The 15,826-nt window shown below is 67.8% G+C and carries 17 protein-coding genes; 11 read left to right on the top strand and 6 right to left on the bottom strand.

Features of this window, described 5'->3' with window-relative positions; all coding sequences use genetic code 11:
• Positions 1–26: 26 nt before the first annotated feature.
• From CEG14_RS03750 to CEG14_RS03730, 5 genes are all read right to left on the bottom strand, one after another.
• On the bottom strand, positions 27–1,550 hold the full coding sequence (locus tag CEG14_RS03750) for a tripartite tricarboxylate transporter permease (RefSeq protein WP_094824996.1): 1,524 nt from the start codon (positions 1,548–1,550) through the stop codon (positions 27–29).
• A 6-nt stretch (positions 1,551–1,556) separates the two neighbouring features.
• Positions 1,557–2,000 carry a tripartite tricarboxylate transporter TctB family protein gene (locus tag CEG14_RS03745; protein ID WP_094824995.1) on the bottom strand — a complete coding sequence of 148 codons (444 nt, stop codon included), beginning with the start codon at positions 1,998–2,000 and terminating at the stop codon, positions 1,557–1,559.
• Positions 2,001–2,162: 162 nt separating this feature from the next.
• Entirely contained in the window at positions 2,163–3,683 is a 1,521-nt protein-coding gene (locus CEG14_RS03740) for a sensor histidine kinase (protein ID WP_094824994.1), read from the bottom strand.
• A 55-nt stretch (positions 3,684–3,738) separates the two neighbouring features.
• Positions 3,739–4,428, bottom strand: coding sequence for a response regulator (locus CEG14_RS03735; protein WP_094824993.1), 690 nt, complete (start codon positions 4,426–4,428; stop codon positions 3,739–3,741).
• A complete protein-coding gene (locus CEG14_RS03730) occupies positions 4,409–4,984 on the bottom strand; it encodes an RNA pyrophosphohydrolase (protein ID WP_094824992.1) in 576 nt (191 codons plus the stop codon). The genes CEG14_RS03735 and CEG14_RS03730 overlap by 20 nt, the downstream gene beginning before the upstream one ends.
• 65 nt (positions 4,985–5,049) lie before the next feature.
• Here CEG14_RS03730 and CEG14_RS03725 point away from each other — a divergent pair, with 65 nt between their 5' ends.
• The 10 genes from CEG14_RS03725 (at position 5,050) to CEG14_RS03680 (ending at position 14,074) form a co-directional block, all read left to right on the top strand.
• Positions 5,050–6,780 carry a proline--tRNA ligase gene (locus CEG14_RS03725; protein ID WP_094824991.1) on the top strand — a complete coding sequence of 577 codons (1,731 nt, stop codon included), beginning with the start codon at positions 5,050–5,052 and terminating at the stop codon, positions 6,778–6,780.
• A gap of 52 nt (positions 6,781–6,832) precedes the next feature.
• Entirely contained in the window at positions 6,833–7,255 is a 423-nt protein-coding gene (gene ybgC / locus CEG14_RS03720) for a tol-pal system-associated acyl-CoA thioesterase (protein WP_094824990.1), read from the top strand.
• A gap of 2 nt (positions 7,256–7,257) precedes the next feature.
• Complete coding sequence (tolQ, locus tag CEG14_RS03715) at positions 7,258–7,929, top strand: protein TolQ (RefSeq protein WP_094824989.1); 672 nt, start codon at positions 7,258–7,260, stop codon at positions 7,927–7,929.
• Positions 7,929–8,396: a protein TolR gene (gene tolR / locus CEG14_RS03710; protein ID WP_094824988.1), complete on the top strand. Its 468-nt coding sequence runs from the start codon at positions 7,929–7,931 to the stop codon at positions 8,394–8,396. Before tolQ ends, tolR begins: the two co-directional genes overlap by 1 nt.
• A 27-nt stretch (positions 8,397–8,423) precedes the next feature.
• Positions 8,424–9,572: a cell envelope integrity protein TolA gene (gene tolA, locus CEG14_RS03705; protein ID WP_094824987.1), complete on the top strand. Its 1,149-nt coding sequence runs from the start codon at positions 8,424–8,426 to the stop codon at positions 9,570–9,572.
• A gap of 16 nt (positions 9,573–9,588) precedes the next feature.
• Complete coding sequence (gene tolB / locus CEG14_RS03700; RefSeq protein ID WP_094824986.1) at positions 9,589–10,902, top strand: Tol-Pal system beta propeller repeat protein TolB; 1,314 nt, start codon at positions 9,589–9,591, stop codon at positions 10,900–10,902.
• Between the two features lie 31 nt (positions 10,903–10,933).
• The gene (gene pal, locus CEG14_RS03695; RefSeq protein ID WP_094824985.1) at positions 10,934–11,431 is read left to right on the top strand and encodes a peptidoglycan-associated lipoprotein Pal; all 498 of its coding nucleotides are present in this window, start codon (positions 10,934–10,936) and stop codon (positions 11,429–11,431) included.
• An 89-nt stretch (positions 11,432–11,520) separates the two neighbouring features.
• Positions 11,521–12,216: a tol-pal system protein YbgF gene (ybgF, locus tag CEG14_RS03690; protein ID WP_094824984.1), complete on the top strand. Its 696-nt coding sequence runs from the start codon at positions 11,521–11,523 to the stop codon at positions 12,214–12,216.
• A complete protein-coding gene (locus tag CEG14_RS03685) occupies positions 12,216–13,280 on the top strand; it encodes a FecCD family ABC transporter permease (RefSeq protein ID WP_094824983.1) in 1,065 nt (354 codons plus the stop codon). The genes ybgF and CEG14_RS03685 overlap by 1 nt, the downstream gene beginning before the upstream one ends.
• A complete protein-coding gene (locus tag CEG14_RS03680) occupies positions 13,277–14,074 on the top strand; it encodes an ABC transporter ATP-binding protein (RefSeq protein ID WP_094824982.1) in 798 nt (265 codons plus the stop codon). Before CEG14_RS03685 ends, CEG14_RS03680 begins: the two co-directional genes overlap by 4 nt.
• A gap of 4 nt (positions 14,075–14,078) precedes the next feature.
• Here CEG14_RS03680 and CEG14_RS03675 read toward each other — a convergent pair whose 3' ends face one another.
• Positions 14,079–15,041, bottom strand: coding sequence for a helix-turn-helix domain-containing protein (locus CEG14_RS03675; protein ID WP_094824981.1), 963 nt, complete (start codon positions 15,039–15,041; stop codon positions 14,079–14,081).
• A 157-nt stretch (positions 15,042–15,198) separates the two neighbouring features.
• Between CEG14_RS03675 and CEG14_RS03670 the strand changes: the two genes are divergently transcribed.
• Positions 15,199–15,825, top strand: coding sequence for a cysteine hydrolase family protein (locus CEG14_RS03670; protein ID WP_094824980.1), 627 nt, complete (start codon positions 15,199–15,201; stop codon positions 15,823–15,825).
• The last annotated feature ends 1 nt before the right edge of the window (position 15,826 follow it).

The following is a 15,826-nucleotide window of genomic DNA, read 5'->3' as shown; positions in this document are numbered from 1 at the left end:
GCCTTTTTTCACATGCGCAGCGCCGATCAGGTCGATGCGTCGGCCGGCACCGGCGCCTTCTTGCGGTTGCGCCGCACGAAGCTCCAGACCTGCGCCAGGATCAGCAAGGCGCTGGCCGCGATGAACCAGGCGCTGATGGGACGCTCGACGAACACCGCCAGGTCGCCGCGCGACAGCAGCAGTGCGCGACGGAAGTTCTCTTCGACCATGGGGCCGAGCACGAAGCCGAGCAGGATCGGCGCGACCGAGAAGTCGAGGAACATCAGGAGCGCACCGATCACGCCGAAAGCGAGCACTTCCCAGATCTGGAAGAGGCTGTTCTGCGTGCTGAACACGCCCACGGCGATGAAGAACAGCGCGGACGGGAACAGGTAGCGGTACGGCACCTGCAGCAGCTTGACCCACACGCCGATCAGCGGCACGTTGAGCACCATCAGCAGCACGTTGCCCACCCAGAAGCTGGCGATGAGGCCCCAGAAGATGTCCGGATGCTCGGTGATCAGTTGCGGGCCGGGCTGGATGCCCTGGATCAGCAGCGCGCCCAGGATCAGCGCCATCACGGCGTCGCCCGGAATGCCCAGGCTCATCGTCGGGATGAAGTCGACCTGCGTCTTCGAGTGCGACGAGGCTTCGGGCGCGGCCACGCCGGCGATCATGCCGGTGCCGAACTTCTCCGGCGTCTTCGAGACCTTGCGCTCCAGCGCGTAGGCGATGAAGGTGGTGATGGTCGGGCCGGTGCCGGGCATGGCGCCGAACACGGTGCCCACCAGCGTGCCGCGCACCATGGGCATGAAGGCTTCCTTCATTTCCTGGCGGCTGGGGCGCATGTCACGCACGCGCAGCTTGGCGCCCGTGCTGATGGTGGCCATGCGGTTCACGCTCATCAGGAAGTCGGCCACGCCGAACAGGCCCATCGAGATCGCCACGAGTTCGAGGCCATCGGACAGGTCGATCAGGCCGAACGAGAAGCGGATCGTGCCGGTGTTCACGTCGGTGCCCACCACGCCGCACATCAGGCCGAACAGCGTCATGGCCACGCCCTTGAGCGGCGAGCCGCGCGACATGGTTGCGCCCGCAAGCAAGCCCAGCAGCATGATCGAGAAGATCTCGGTCGGGCCGAACTTGAACGCGATCTCGACCAGCAGCGGCGAGGCGAAGATCATGACGATGATGCCCACCGATGCCGCGAAGAACGAGCAGATCATCGTGATGCCGAGCGCTGTCCCGCCCCTGCCCTGTTTGGTCAGTGGATAGCCGTCCAGGCAGGTCACCGCGTGCGGCGGATGCGAAGGCAGATTGAGCAGGATCGCGCCGATCGCGCCACCGTATTGCGAGCCGTAGAAGATGCCGGCCAGCATCAGGATGGCGGGCACCGGATGCATCACGTAGGTGAGCGGCAGCAGGATCGAGATGGCCGACAGCGCGCCCATGCCGGGCAGCACGCCGATCAGGTTCCCGACCAGCACGCCGAAGAACGACCACATCAGGTTGTGCAGCTGGAATGCGACGCCGAAGCCATACCAGAGGTCTTGCAAGGATTGAGAGATCATGGCGCTTCAACCCCAACGGAACAGCGGCAGCTGCAGCTGCAGCGCCCACCAGAAAACGACGATCGCGATCGCGCACATCGAGGCCGACAGCAACAGGGCCTGCTTGATGGTGTTGGTGCGATCGCCCAAGGCGGAAATGAACACGATGGCGAAGGTCGCCGGCAGCAGGCCGCCCCACTCGCCGAGCAACAGGAACGCGAGGATGCCCAGCAGAATGCAGGCGCCGCCGCGCAGGTCGGGGAAGGCGTGGCCGTGGCCGCCTTCGACCGGCACGGCCTTCTCGCTGACCGTTTCCGCGCCGCGCGAACGCGCCGACGCGGCGATCATCAGACCGACCAGCGCCAGCAGCGAACCGATGGCGGCGGGGAAGAAGCCCGGCCCCATGTGGGACAAGGAACCCAGGTGATAGTCGGTACCGGCATAGACGGCGCCGATGCCGATCAACACCATCAGCGCGCCCCCGTAGTAGTCCTTCTTGTAGCTAGATAACTCCACACTTGCTCCTCGCGCGCCGTGGCGCGGTTCGTAGTACGGCATCCCAAATGCGGATGACGTCATCCCGTTTGCCGGGATAGGCGTGGAGAATACGGAGCGAAGCTGCTAATCGGCTTTCTATGCGCTGTCGGGTTCCTGAATCCCAGGGTTATCACTGATCATGGGGATCCAGAACACGGCGGCCAGGCCCGTGCCGCCTTGCGCGTTGGGCTCGCCGTCGCGCAATTCGATGTCGCCATCGTTGCGCCGCGCGAAGGCGCGCGCGATCGCGAGGCCCAGGCCCGAGCCCGACGCGGTGGTCGCACGTTCGGCGTCGATGCGGTCGAAGCGTGCGAACGCGCGGGCGCGCAGTTCGGGCGCGATGCCCGGCCCGTCGTCGGAGACGATGAACTCGGCATGGGCGCCCTGCCGCACCACCGACACGGTGATGCGCGCGCCCACGGGCGCGTAGTTGATGGCGTTGTGCACGAGGTTCGACATCACCTCGTGCAGTTCCGCCTCGCTGCCCAGCACCGGCACGGTGGCCGCGCCGCCGTCGCTCGGTGCGGCATCGTCGCCGCGCACATCCACCCAGCCGAGATCCTGGCGCTTGTCGTGCGCGAGCGGGAGGTATTGCAGCACGACGTTGCGTGCAAGCTCATTGAAATCCAGCGCCTGGCGCGGTGTCGGGTCGGCCTGGCTGGCGTGCGCCAGCGACAGCAGCTGCTCGGTGAGGCGGCGCGTGCGGCCGAGCTGGTCGACGATGGCGCGCAGCCCTTCCTGCGCGCGCACCGGATCGCGCTCGCGCAGCGCGTACTGCGCCTGCGTCAGCATGATGGCCAGCGGCGTGCGCAGCTGGTGCGAGGCGTCGGCCAGGAATTGCGATTGTTCGTCGATGACGCGGCGATGGCGCGCGATGTGGTGGTTCACCGCCTCGACCAGCGGCGCCACTTCGCTGGGCACGCGCGCGGCGTCGAGCGGGGTGAGATCGTCGGGCGGTCGCGAGCGGATGTCGTTGCGCAGCCGCACCAGCGGCCGCAGCGCCCAGCTCACGCCCCACCACACAAGCAGCGCCACCAGCGCCAGCATGCGCGCGTCGCGCAGCACTTCCTGGCGCTGCGCGTTGGCCTCGGCGGCCACGCGCTTGCCGATGCTTTCGGCCACGATCACCAGCACCTGGCGGTGATTGCCGCGGTAATAGAGATCGCGCAGCACGGCCACCACGCGCACCGGATCGTTGCGATAGACGGCGTCGTAGAACACCGGGTTGCCGTTGCCCACCGGCCAGACCGGCGGGCGCGGCATCTCGGGCATGCCGGCCAGCGAGCGGCCCTCGCCCGGACCGACCTGGCTGCCTTCCGGCCGCGGCGGATCGATCTCTTCGATGCGGTAATACTTGCGCAGCCCGGCGCGCGATTCCAGCATGACCTGCGCATAGAGCGGCGTGGCCACCTGCAGCATGCCGTCGGGCGTGAACTCCAGGCTGCTCTCGAGCACCCGCGCGGGCTCGAGCAGCGCCGAGTCGTAGGCCTCGTTGGTGATGGTGGAGAGCGTGCGGTAGTCGTTCCAGCTGTCGATCACGAGCAGCATGACCACGCCGGGGAGCAGCAGCGAGATGAGCAGCGCGCGGATCCCGACCAGCGGCGGGCGCAGCGCCATGCGCAAACGCCGCGCGGGCACGGCCGGCGCGGCGTCTTCGGGCAGGGCCTGCGCCCTACTCTTCCTTGGCGGGTTCACTGACCACGCTTTCGAGCATGTAGCCCAGCCCGCGCACGGTCACGATGCGCACGTCGCTGCCCGCCAGCTTCTTGCGCAGGCGGTGCAACACGACCTCGATCGCATCGGGGTTGGCCTCGCTGTCGTGCGTGAACACCTTGCCGAACAGCTGGGTCTTGTCGACCGGGTAGCCGCTGCGGGTGAGCAGCGCCGCCAGGGCGGCGTGCTCGCGCGGCGTCAGGAACAGCAGGGAGCCGTCGAGCGTGAACGCGCGGCTTTCGCCGTCGTAGGAAAGCGAACCGCATTGCAGGCGCGGGTGCTGGCGGCCGCGGCTGCGCCGGACCAGGGCGGTCAGGCGCGCCTCGAGCTCCTCGAGCGCAAACGGCTTGGTGAGGAAATCGTCGGCACCCAGATTGAGCCCGCGCACGCGATCCTGCAGCGCGCCCTGCGCCGTCAGCAGCAGCACCGGGGTGCGGTCGTCGCGGTTGCGCATCTCGCGCAGCAGCACCAGACCGTGTTTGTCGGGCAGGCGCAGGTCCATCACGATCGCGTCGTATTCGTTGCCCGCCATCAGGCCTTCGGCCGTGCGCGCGTCCGGCGCGTGGTCGGGCAGGAAGCCGCTCTGGGCGAGCGCCCGCATCAACCACGACGCCATGTCGCGTTCGTCTTCAACCAGCAATATGCGCATGACCGTCCGTCTCTGCTTGCGGGTTGTCGGGCGAAGTGCGCGGTCCGTGCACCCGTTGGCGCAGATAGCGCGTCTCGTGGTGACGGCGGAAAAGAATGGCTGCCAACTCGTTCAAAGCCTGCGTATAGACCTCGCGCTTGAACTCGATCACGGCATCGAGCGGCACCCAATACTGGCTCCAGCGCCAGGCATCGAATTCCGGATGCTGCGTCGAGCGCAGGCACACATCGCTGTCACGGCCGACCAGCCGCAACAGGAACCAGATCTGTTTTTGTCCTTTATAGTGACCACGCCACTCGCGCCGGACGAAATGGTCCGGCACGTTGTAACGCAGCCAATCTCGTGTACGCCCCAAAATACGGACATGCTCGGGCTTCAGGCCCACTTCTTCATGGAGCTCGCGATACATGGCTTGCACCGGGCTTTCGCCGTACTTGATGCCGCCCTGCGGGAACTGCCATGCGTGTTCCCGGATTCGCTTGCCCCAAAAGACCTCGTTTTTGCCATTGACGAGAATGATGCCGACATTGGGGCGGTAGCCTTCGCGATCAAGCATGGGCCACCCCCACCGAATTCAATACAATTACAGTTGATTATACGTATCTGCTGCCACTCTCAAACATGCGCGCATCCAACTACCACATCAACACCCTGAAAGAGGCTCCCGCCGAGGCGGAAGTCGCCAGCCATCAACTGATGACCCGGGCGGGCATGATCCGCAAGCTGGCCGGCGGCATCTATACCTACATGCCCCTGGGCCTGAAGGTGATCCGCAAGATCGAAAACATCGTCCGCACCGAGATGAACGACGCCGGCGCCATCGAGCTGCTGATGCCGGTGGTCCAGCCGGCCGAGCTCTGGGAGGAGTCGGGCCGCTGGGTGCAGTACGGCCCGGAACTGCTGCGCATCAAGGATCGACACCAGCGCGATTTCGTGCTGCAGCCCACCTCGGAAGAGGTGATCACGGACGTGGCGCGCAACGAGATCCAGAGCTATCGCCAGCTCCCTATCAACTTCTATCACATCCAAACCAAGTTCCGTGACGAGCGCCGGCCCCGCTTCGGGCTGATGCGCGGCCGCGAATTCACCATGAAGGATGCCTATTCCTTCGACCGCGACGAAGCCGGCGCCCAGCGCAGCTACGACAACATGTATCAGGCCTACATGCGCATCTTCTCGCGCCTGGGCCTGCAGTTCCGCGCCGTCGCGGCCGACACCGGCTCCATCGGCGGCTCGCGCAGCCATGAATTCCAGGTGATCGCCGACACCGGCGAAGACCTGCTGGTCTACAACCCCGACAGCGACTACGCCGCCAACATCGAGCTGGCCGAGGCGCCCAATCTGCTGCCGGAACGCGCCGCGCCCACGGAAGCCATGGCCGAGGTGCCCACGCCGGGCGCCGCCAAGTGCGAGGCGGTGGCCGAGCTGCTCGGGATCCCGCTGGCGCAGACGGTCAAGTCGATCGTGCTGGCCACCGAAGAGGAAGGCAAGCCGGTGCAGGTGTGGCTGCTGCTGCTGCGCGGCGACCACGAGCTCAACGAAATCAAGGCCGGCAAGGTGCCGGGCCTGGCGGGCTACCGCTTCGCCACCGAAGCCGAGATCGTGGAGCACTTCGGCTGCAAGCCGGGCTACCTCGGCCCGGTCAACACCGTCCGCCCGGTGCGCCTGGTGGTCGACCGCACCGTCGCCAACATGGCCGACTGGGTCTGCGGCGCGAATCGCGAAGACTTCCACATCCGCGGCGTGAACTGGGGCCGCGACCTGCCTGAAGCCGAATTGGTGACGGATCTGCGCAACGTCGTGGAGGGCGACCCCTCGCCCGACGGCAAGGGCCATCTGGCGATCCAGCGCGGCATCGAAGTGGGCCACGTGTTCTACCTCGGCACCAAGTATTCGAAGGCGCTCAAGGCCACCTTCCTCGACGAAACCGGCAAGCCGGCGACGATGGAAATGGGCTGCTACGGCATCGGCGTGACCCGCATCGTGGGCGCGGCCATCGAGCAGAATCACGACGCCCGCGGCATCATCTGGCCGCGCGGCATCGCCCCCTTCGAGGTGGTGATCTGCCCCGTGGGCTGGGGCAAAAGTGAAACCGTTCGTAACAAGGCAACGGAACTCTACGAATCGCTCAAGGCGCGCGGCGTCGACGTGATCCTCGACGACCGCGATGCGCGCCCCGGCGTGATGTTCGCGGAATGGGAGCTGATCGGCGTGCCGCTGCGCGTGACGGTGGGCGAGCGGGGTCTGAACGACGGCGTGATCGAGGTGCAGGCGCGCCGCGAATCCGAGGCCGCGAAGATTCCCGCAGATTCCGCGCTGCAAACTGTACTGGACAAGCTCGAAACGCTGTAGACTGCGCCCCCGGGCCACGCTGGCCCGGGTTTCCACGTAGTCGTCATCCATCGTGAGTTCTTCGACGTCCCCCGAATCCACCCTGCGTGTCCGTGTCTATTACGAAGACACCGACGCCGGCGGGGTGGTTTTCTACGCCAATTACCTCAAGTTCTTCGAGCGCGCGCGCACCGAGTGGTTGCGCGAGCTCGGCGTGGACCAGTCCACGCTGGTGCGCGAGGCGGGGCGGCTGTTCGTCGTGGCCAGCCTGGACATGGCGTACCGCAAGCCCGCCCGTCTTGATGACTTACTGACAATCACCAGTCGTGTTACACGTCTGGGCCGGGCTTCGATACACTTCGCGCAGCGTGCACTGCGAGACGGGGAACTGCTGGCCGAAGGGCAAATCCAAGTCTGCTGTGTCGACTCGGTTCGCATGCGTCCGGCGGAGTTGCCGGCTGCACTACGCGCCAAACTGGAATTTCTTCAGGGATAACCATGCAAGTCACCAACGACATGTCGTTGCTTTCGCTGATCTCGCACGCCAGCGTGCCGGTACAGCTCATCATGTTGATGCTCCTGGGCATTTCCATCATGTCCTGGACCTATATCTTCGCCAAGCGCATGGCCATCAAGCGTGCGCACCAGCAGACCCGCCGTTTCGAAGACGATTTCTGGTCGGGCGGCGACCTCGCCATGCTGCAGCAAGCCGTGGCCTCGCGCCGCGACGAGCAAGGCGCCCTGGCCCGCATCTTCGATGCCGGCATGACCGAGTTCCTGAAAGCGCGCCGCAGCGGCGGCGGCAGCGAGATGCTCGATGGTCCGCGCCGCGCCATGCGCGCCGCCTACCAGCGCGAGATGGACTCGCTGGAATCCCACCTCAACTTCCTGGCGTCCGCCGGCTCCGTCAGCCCGTACATCGGCCTGCTCGGCACCGTGTGGGGCATCATGCACGCCTTCATCGGCCTGTCGAACATGCAGCAGGCCACGCTGGCCTCGGTCGCACCCGGCATCGCCGAAGCGCTGATCGCCACGGCCATCGGCCTGTTCGCCGCCATCCCCGCGGTGGTGGCCTACAACCGATTCACCAATGACATCGACCGGCTGTCGATCCGCTTCGACAGCTTCGTCGACGAGTTCCTGAACATCCTGCAACGACAGGTGCGCTGATGCCCTCGGTACGCTCCAGCGGCCGTGGCGGCCGCCGCATGAAGGCCGACATCAACGTCGTGCCGTACATCGACGTGATGCTGGTCCTGCTGGTGATCTTCATGGTGACCGCGCCGCTGATCACGCCCGGCCTGATCCAGCTGCCGTCGGTCGGCCAGGCATCGGACGTGCCCGCCACGCCGCTCGAGGTCCAGATCGACGAGGCCGGCAAGATCGCGCTGCGCATGCGCGAACCCGGCGCCACGCCCACCGAGATCGCCAACACGGCGCTGGTCTCGGAAGTGCAGTCGCGCATCACGGCCGACACGCCGGTCGTGATCGCGGCCGATGGCAAGGTCCCGTACGAAACGGTGGTCAAGGTCATGGACGAGCTGCGTTCGAGCGGCATCACCAAGCTGGGCCTGCTGGTCGACCAGAGCGGCGGCGGTGCTTCCCAGAGCCAGGCGAAACCCGCCCCGAAACGTTAATCCGCCGCTCGACGACCTTAGCAACGCATGACGCCACCTCTCTTCAAGCACGACGACAGCGCCCCTGCCACTCCCGAGCAGCAGGACAACCGCAAGGCCATGGGCCTGGCGGTGGCGGTGCACGTGCTGCTCCTGGTCGCGCTCATCCTCGGCGTGAACTGGCGCTCGGAAAACCCGGGCCCGGTGCAGGTCGAGCTGTGGGCCGACGGCAATTCGCCGGTCTCGCCCCCGCCGCCCCAGGAAGAGCCCAAGCCCACGCCCAAACCCGACCCCACGCCGGAACCCCAGCCCGAGCCGGATCCCGCGCCGCCGCCCCCGCCTCCCCCGCCGCCTCCCCCGCCGCCGCCGCAACAGTCGGTGCAGCCCGAGGACAAGCCCGATCCCGAGATCGCGCTCGAAGAGCAGCGCAAGAAGCGCGAGGAAGAGAAGAAGGCGCGCGAGGCTGCCGAGGCCGCCAAGGAAAAGCAGCGTCTCGAAGATGAGCGCAAGGCCGCGGAGCTGAAGGAAAAGCAGCGCCTCGACCAGGAACGCAAGGCCGCCGAAAAGGCCGCCGCCGAGAAGGCTGCGGCGGAAAAGGCGGCTGCCGAGAAGGCGGCGGCCGAGAAGAAGGCCAAGGAAGAGCAGGCCAAGAAGGACGCCGCCGAAAAGGCTGCGGCCGAGAAGGCCGCTGCCGAGAAGAAGGCCAAGGAAGAACAAGCCAAGAAGGACGCCGCCGAAAAGGCCGCGGCCGAGAAGGCGGCTGCCGAGAAGAAGGCTGCCGCCGAGAAGAAGGCCAAGGAAGAAGCCGCCAAGAAGGCCGCCGCCGACAAGGCGCTGCGCGATGCCTTCCGCAACGACGCGCTCGGCGCGGCCGGGATTCCGGGCGGCACCGCCGACCGCAATCAGGCCGGCGGCGGACGCGACGACGGCTACGGCGCCAAGGTGCGTGCCTGCGTGCAGCCGGGCGTGGCTTACCCCACCCCGCCGCGCGCCGGCTCGGGCAATCCGACGGCTGAATACCGGGTACAGTTGAACAATGACGGATCGGTCAAGGGCGTGTCGCTGACGCGCTCGTCCGGCAACACCGGCTTCGACCGCGCGGTCGAGACCGGCATCCGCCGCTGCAACCCGTTCCCGAAGCCTTCGACGGGCCGCTACGAGCCCCTCATCGACGTTATTTACCGTATGTATGATTGACAGGAGATTGCCGACCATGACACCCGCATCCCGACACACCCTGCCGGGGATCTTGCGTTCGTACGGCCTCGCACTGGTGCTGCTCGTCGCCGCCGTGCTGGCCTGGCAACCGGCCCACGCCCAGCTGCGCGTGGACATTTCCGGTACCGGTGCCACGCAATACCCAGTCGCCATCGCCGACTTCGCTGGCGATGACACCCGTGGCCGTGCCCTGGCCGAAGTGATCCGCGCCGACCTGACCCGCACGGGCCAGTTCCGCCTGATCAACGCCGCCGGCGCCGGTCTGAATGTGGACTCGCAGATCGCCTTCGACGACTGGCGTGGCCGCGGCGCCGACTTCATCGCCTACGGCTCGATCACCCGCACGGCCGATGGCCGCTACGACGTCAAGTATCGCCTCGGCGACACGGTCAAGAAGGCCCAGCTCGACGGCGTGGCGTTCTCCGGTTCCGAACAGGAACTGCGCCGCGTGGCGCACCAGATCGCCGACCGGATCTACGAAAAGATCACTGGCGTGCGTGGCGTGTTCTCGACCCGCATCGCCTATGTGCTGAAGCAGGGCACGACCTACGAGCTGCAGGTCGCCGATGCCGACGGCCAGAACCCGCAGGTCGCGCTGCGTTCGCGCGAGCCGATCATTTCGCCGGCCTGGTCGCCCGATGGCAGCAAGCTCGCCTACGTGAGCTTCGAGTCGGGCAAGCCGGTGGTGTACGTGCACACGCTGGCCACCAGCGCGCGCGTGCCGGTCGCCAACTTCAAGGGCAACAACAGCGCACCCGCCTGGGCACCCGACAGCAGCCAGCTGGCTGTCGCGCTGACCCGTGACGGGTTGTCGCAAATTTACATCGTCAGCGCAGGCGGCGGCTCGAATATGCGCCGTATTACGCGTTCGCCCGGGATTGACACCGAGCCGACCTTTACGCCCGACGGCCGTTCCATTATCTTTACCAGTGACCGCAGTGGCGGGCCGCAGATCTATCAGACCGGCCTGGATGGTGGCGACGCACGCCGCCTCACTTTTAACGGTGGTTACAACATTTCGCCCCGAATTTCCCCCGACGGATCGACGCTGCTGTACGTTGCTAGACGCGACGGCGCGTTTCGTATCGCATCGCTGAACCTGTCCTCTGGCACCGAAAACTTGCTGACTGATGGTCGAGACGATCAGTCGCCGAGTTTTGCGCCCAATGGCATGCAGGTCCTCTACGCAACCATCCAAAATGGCCGTAGCGTCCTGGCAGGCGTTTCGAGCGACGGCCGCGTGCGGCAGACCTTGTCAGTCCTGAATGGGGAAATACGTGAACCAACGTGGGGCCCATTTACCCGATAACACGTGTGACTCTCTTTGCAAAGGAACTATCATGAAGTCGCGCATTGCCAAAAGCCTAACCATCGCTGCTCTTGCTGCCACGCTGGCAGCTTGCAGCTCCGTCCCTCTCGACGATAAAGCCGGTCAGGGCAGCGGCTCCGGCCAAGGTTCGGCCTCTGGCCAAATCCTGGATCCGTTCAACCCCCAAAGCATCCTGGCGCAACAGCGCTCGGTGTACTTTGACTTCGACAGCTACTCCGTGTCGGACCAATACCGCGGCCTGGTCGAAACCCACGCCCGTTACCTGGCTTCGCACCCGCAACAGCGCATCAAGATCGAAGGCAACACCGACGAACGCGGCGGCGCCGAGTACAACCTGGCCCTGGGCCAGCGTCGTGCCGATGCCGTGCGTCGCATGATGACGCTGCTCGGCGTGACCGACAACCAGATCGAAACCATCTCCCTGGGCAAGGAAAAGCCCAAGGCGACGGGTACGTCTGAAGCTGACTTCGCGGAAAACCGCCGCGCTGATATCGTTTATCAGCGTTAAGCACTCCTAGCGAGTCAGTAGCCCCACAACGCGTCGGGACGGTCAACCGGCCGCCCCGACGTTTTGCATTTCTAGATCCTGGAATTTCTATGCGCGATCGAGCCCTGTCCCTGCGATCCCTGGTCATCAGCGTCAGCATTGCCTGCGCCGGCCTGGCCGCTCCTGCCCATGCCTTTGCCGACGATGAAGCCCGCCGGGCCATCCTCGAACTGCGCCAGCAGGTGCAGCAACAGAACGAACAGAACCAGCGCGCCCGCCTGCAGCTGGCCGACCAGATCCAGTCGCTGCAACAGGAAATCGCGCAACTGCGCGACCAGCTCGAACTCATCTCGCGCCAGCAGCCCAATTCGGGCGGCGCACAGGGCCAGCAGCAGCACGCCGGCAACCCGCCGGGCGTGAATGCCGCCGACCCGCAGGAACAGGCCGCCTACGACGGCGCGATCGACCAGTTCCGCAAGGCCCAATACAAGGACGCAGCCGAGTCGCTGGCCGCCTTCGTCGCGCTGTATCCCAACAGCCCGCTGGCCCCGACCGCGCAGTTCTACCTGGGCAGCAGCCGCTACGCCATGAAAGACTTCAAGGGCGCGATCGAACAGCTCAACACCCTGGTCCAGAACTCGCCCGACAATCCGCGCGCGCCCGACGCGCTGCTCGTGATCGCCGGCAGCCAGATCGAAATGAACAATCGCGCCGGCGCCAAGTCCACGCTGCAACGCATCGTGCGCGACTACCCCACGGCGCCCGCCGCCAACACGGCCAAGAGCCGCCTGCAACTGCTGCAGTAATGGCCGTCACGCCGGCTGGCGGCACGCCGCCCGATGCGGTGGCCGCCTACCGCGGCCTGACCGGCCGGCGCTGGCTGCTCGCCAGCGGCCTGTTCGCCGTCGCGCTGGCCTGCGTCGCCGCCGACCTGCTGCTGGGCCCGTCCGGGCTCACGCCTTCCGAACTCTTCGCCACCGTGTTCTCGCCCGCCGCCGCGGACGTGAGCACGCGCGTGATCGTCTGGGACATCCGGCTGCCGCAGGCGGCCATGGCCACCATGGTGGGCGCGGCGCTCGGCCTGGCCGGGGCCGAGATGCAGACCATCCTCAACAATCCGCTCGCCAGCCCGTACACGCTCGGCGTGTCGTCGGCCGCGGCGCTCGGCGCCTCGCTGGCGATCGTGCTGCAGGCCGGGCTGCCGGGCCTGCCGCTGGACTGGCTGGTGCCGGTCAACGCCTTCCTCTTCGCCGCGCTGTGCGGCCTGCTGCTCGACGCGGTGGCGCGCCGGCGCGGCATCGGCACGGCCAGCATCGTGCTGTTCGGCGTGGCGCTGGTGTTCAGCTTCAACGCCCTCACCTCGCTCATCCAGTTCGTCGCCAGCGCGCAGGCGCTGCAGAACCTCGTGTTCTGGACCATGGGCAGCATGACGCGCGCCAACTGGAGCAGCGTGGGAATCATGGCCCTGGCCCTGGCCGTGGCCCTGCCGCTGGCGCAGGCGCAGGCCTGGCGCCTGACCGCGCTGCGGCTGGGCGAAGAGCGCGCGGCCAGCTTCGGCGTGGACGTGCGGCGCGTGCGGCTCGGCGTGATCGCGCGCGTGAGCGTGCTGTCGGCGCTGGCCGTGGCCTTCGTCGGCACGATCGGCTTCGTCGGGCTGGTGGCGCCGCACATCGCGCGCCGCCTGTTCGGCGAAGACCACCGCTATTTCCTGCCGGGCAGCGCGCTCACGGGCGCGCTGATCCTGTCGGCCGCCTCGCTGCTGTCGAAGAACCTGCTCGACGGCGTGATCGTGCCGGTGGGCATCCTCACCGCCCTGGTCGGCGTGCCCTTCTTCCTGGCCGTGCTGCTGCGCCGGCCCGCCAGCCTGTGAGCGCGTCCCGAAGCCTCGTGCTGCGCGGCCTCACGGCCGGCTACGGCCGCGCGCCGGCGGTGGTGAACGCGCTCGATGCGGGCCCGCTGGCGCCGGGCTCGCTGACCGCGCTGCTGGGCCCGAACGGCAGCGGCAAGTCGACCCTGCTCAAGGCCATGGCCGGGTTGGTGCCGCCGCGCGCCGGCGCGGTGCTGCTGGGCGAGCAGGACCTGTGTCGGCTCGACATCGGCACGCGGTCGCGCGACCTGGTGTACCTGCCGCAGAGCCTGCCCGCCGACGTGCACCTGCGCGTGATCGAATCGGTACGCGCCGCCGCCGAGGCCCATCCGCCGCGCGATGGCCGGCCCACCCTCGAGGCCATCAACGCGCTGCTCGAACGGCTGGGCATCGCCCATCTGGCGCTGCGCTTTCTCGACGAACTCTCCGGCGGGCAGAAGCAGCTGGTGGGGCTGGCGCAGGCGCTGATCCGGCGGCCGCGCGTGCTGCTGCTCGACGAGCCGCTCTCCGCGCTCGACCCCAACTATCAATTCCACGTCATGACGCTCTTGCGCCAGGAAACGCGCGAGCACGGCCTCATCACGCTGGCCGCGCTGCACGACGTGAACGCCGCCCTCCAGCACGCCGACGGCGCCTGGATGATCCGCGCCGGCGCCATGCACACGAGCGGCGCGCCGGCCGCCGTGATCACGCCGCAGTCGCTCGACCAGGTCTACGGCGTGCTGGCCCGGGTGGAGCGCTGCTCGCAGGGCCGCCCGCACGTGCTGGTCGACGGCCTGTCGACCCAGGTCCACTGAGCCTTCAGCCGGCGCGGAAGGTGCGCCGGTAGGCCGAAGGCGAGGTGCGCAGCACGCGGGCAAACTGCTGCCGCAGCGAGGCCGCCGTGCCGAAGCCGGCACGCTCGGCCACCTCATCGATCGACGTATCCGCCGCCTCGAGCAGCCGCTGCGCCAGCAGGAGGCGCTGGCCTGCCAGCCAGTTGCCCGGCGTGGTGCCGGTGACCTGGCGAAAGCGCCGCGTGAAGGTGCGCCGGCTCATGGCCGCGCGCGCGGCCAGCGTGTCGAGGTCGAGCGGGCGATGCAGCTGCGTGCCCGCCCATTGCAGGGTCTCGGCCAGCCGGTCGGGGCTGGCCTCGGCGGCCACCGGCCGCTCCACGTACTGCGCCTGTCCGCCCTGCCGATGGGCCGGCGTGACGAGCCGGCGCGCCATCTGGTTTGCCACCTCCGCGCCGTGCCGTTCGCGCAGCAGGTGCAGGCAGCAGTCGATGCCGGCGGCGGTGCCGGCCGAGGTGAGGATGCGGCCTTCGTCGACGTACAGCACCTCGGCATCGAGCCGCACGGCCGGGAAGCGCCGCGCGAAGTCCTCCGCCCACATCCAGTGCGTGGTGGCGCCGAGCCCGTCGAGCAGGCCGGCCTCGGCCAGGACGAAGGCGCCCAGGCACAGGCCCACCAGTTGCGCGCCGCGCGCGTGGGCGGCCTGCAGCGCCGCGACCAGGGCCGGCGGCGCCGGTTCGGCCGGATCGCGCCAGCTCGGCACGATCACGATGTCGGCGCGGGCCAGCGCATCCAGGCCGTGAGGGGTAACGATCTCGAAGCCCGCGTTGGTGCGCAGCGGCCCCGGCTCGGCCGCGCACACGGTGAGGGTGTAGCGCGGCAGGCGCGGGTCGCTGCGCGGCTCGAACACCACGCAGGGCACGGACAGATGAAAGGGGCTGATGCGGTCGAACGCCACCACGGCGACGGCGATCGCTTCGGAATCGGGCATGCTGCGCTCCGGCGGCCGGGGCCGGGCGGAGGGCCCGCCCGGCCGATGGCCCGATTCTATCGAATATTGTCTCGCGGGCCACTTGGGCGCCCGCGCGCGGCTGCGCACAATGCCGGCAGGGATCGCGCACCGCGATCCATCCGACGGAATCCATCCCATGAGCCAGACCCCGCGCCGCGCCCTGATCGTCATCGACGTGCAGAACGAATACTTCACCGGCGACCTGCCGATCGAGTACCCCGATCCCGCCGTTTCGCTGGCCAACATCACGGCCGCGATGGACGCGGCACGCCGGCACGGGCTGGCGCTGGTGGTGGTGCAGAACGTCGGCCCCGAGACCGCGCCGGTGTTCGCGCGCGGCAGCCACGGCGCGGCGCTGCACGAGGAGGTCGCGCGGCGTGGCCACGATCTGCTGGTGGAGAAGAAGCTGCCGAGCGCCTTCACGGACACCGGGCTGCTGCCCTGGCTGGTGGGGCGCGGCATCGACACGGTGACGCTGGCGGGCTACATGACCCACAACTGCGACGACGCCACCGCGAAGGACGCCACGCGCTACGGCTTCGGCGTGGAGTTCCTGCAGGACGCGAGCGGTTCGGTGCCGTACGAGAACAGCGCGGGCGCGGCCAGCGCGGAGGAGATCCACCGCGTCTTCAGCATCGTGATGCAGACGCGCTTCGCCAACGTGATGAGCACCGCGCAATGGCTGGCGGGGCTGGAGGGCGCGCCGCTGCCCCAGCGCGACAACATCTACAGCTCGAACCAGCGCGCGCGCCAGCGCCGCTGAA

It is taken from the genome of Bordetella genomosp. 1 (genome assembly GCF_002261335.1).
Lineage (GTDB): Bacteria > Pseudomonadota > Gammaproteobacteria > Burkholderiales > Burkholderiaceae_B > Bordetella.
The sequence above is the reverse complement of the archived record's forward strand: the minus strand, read 5'-3'. Positions and strand labels throughout refer to the sequence as shown.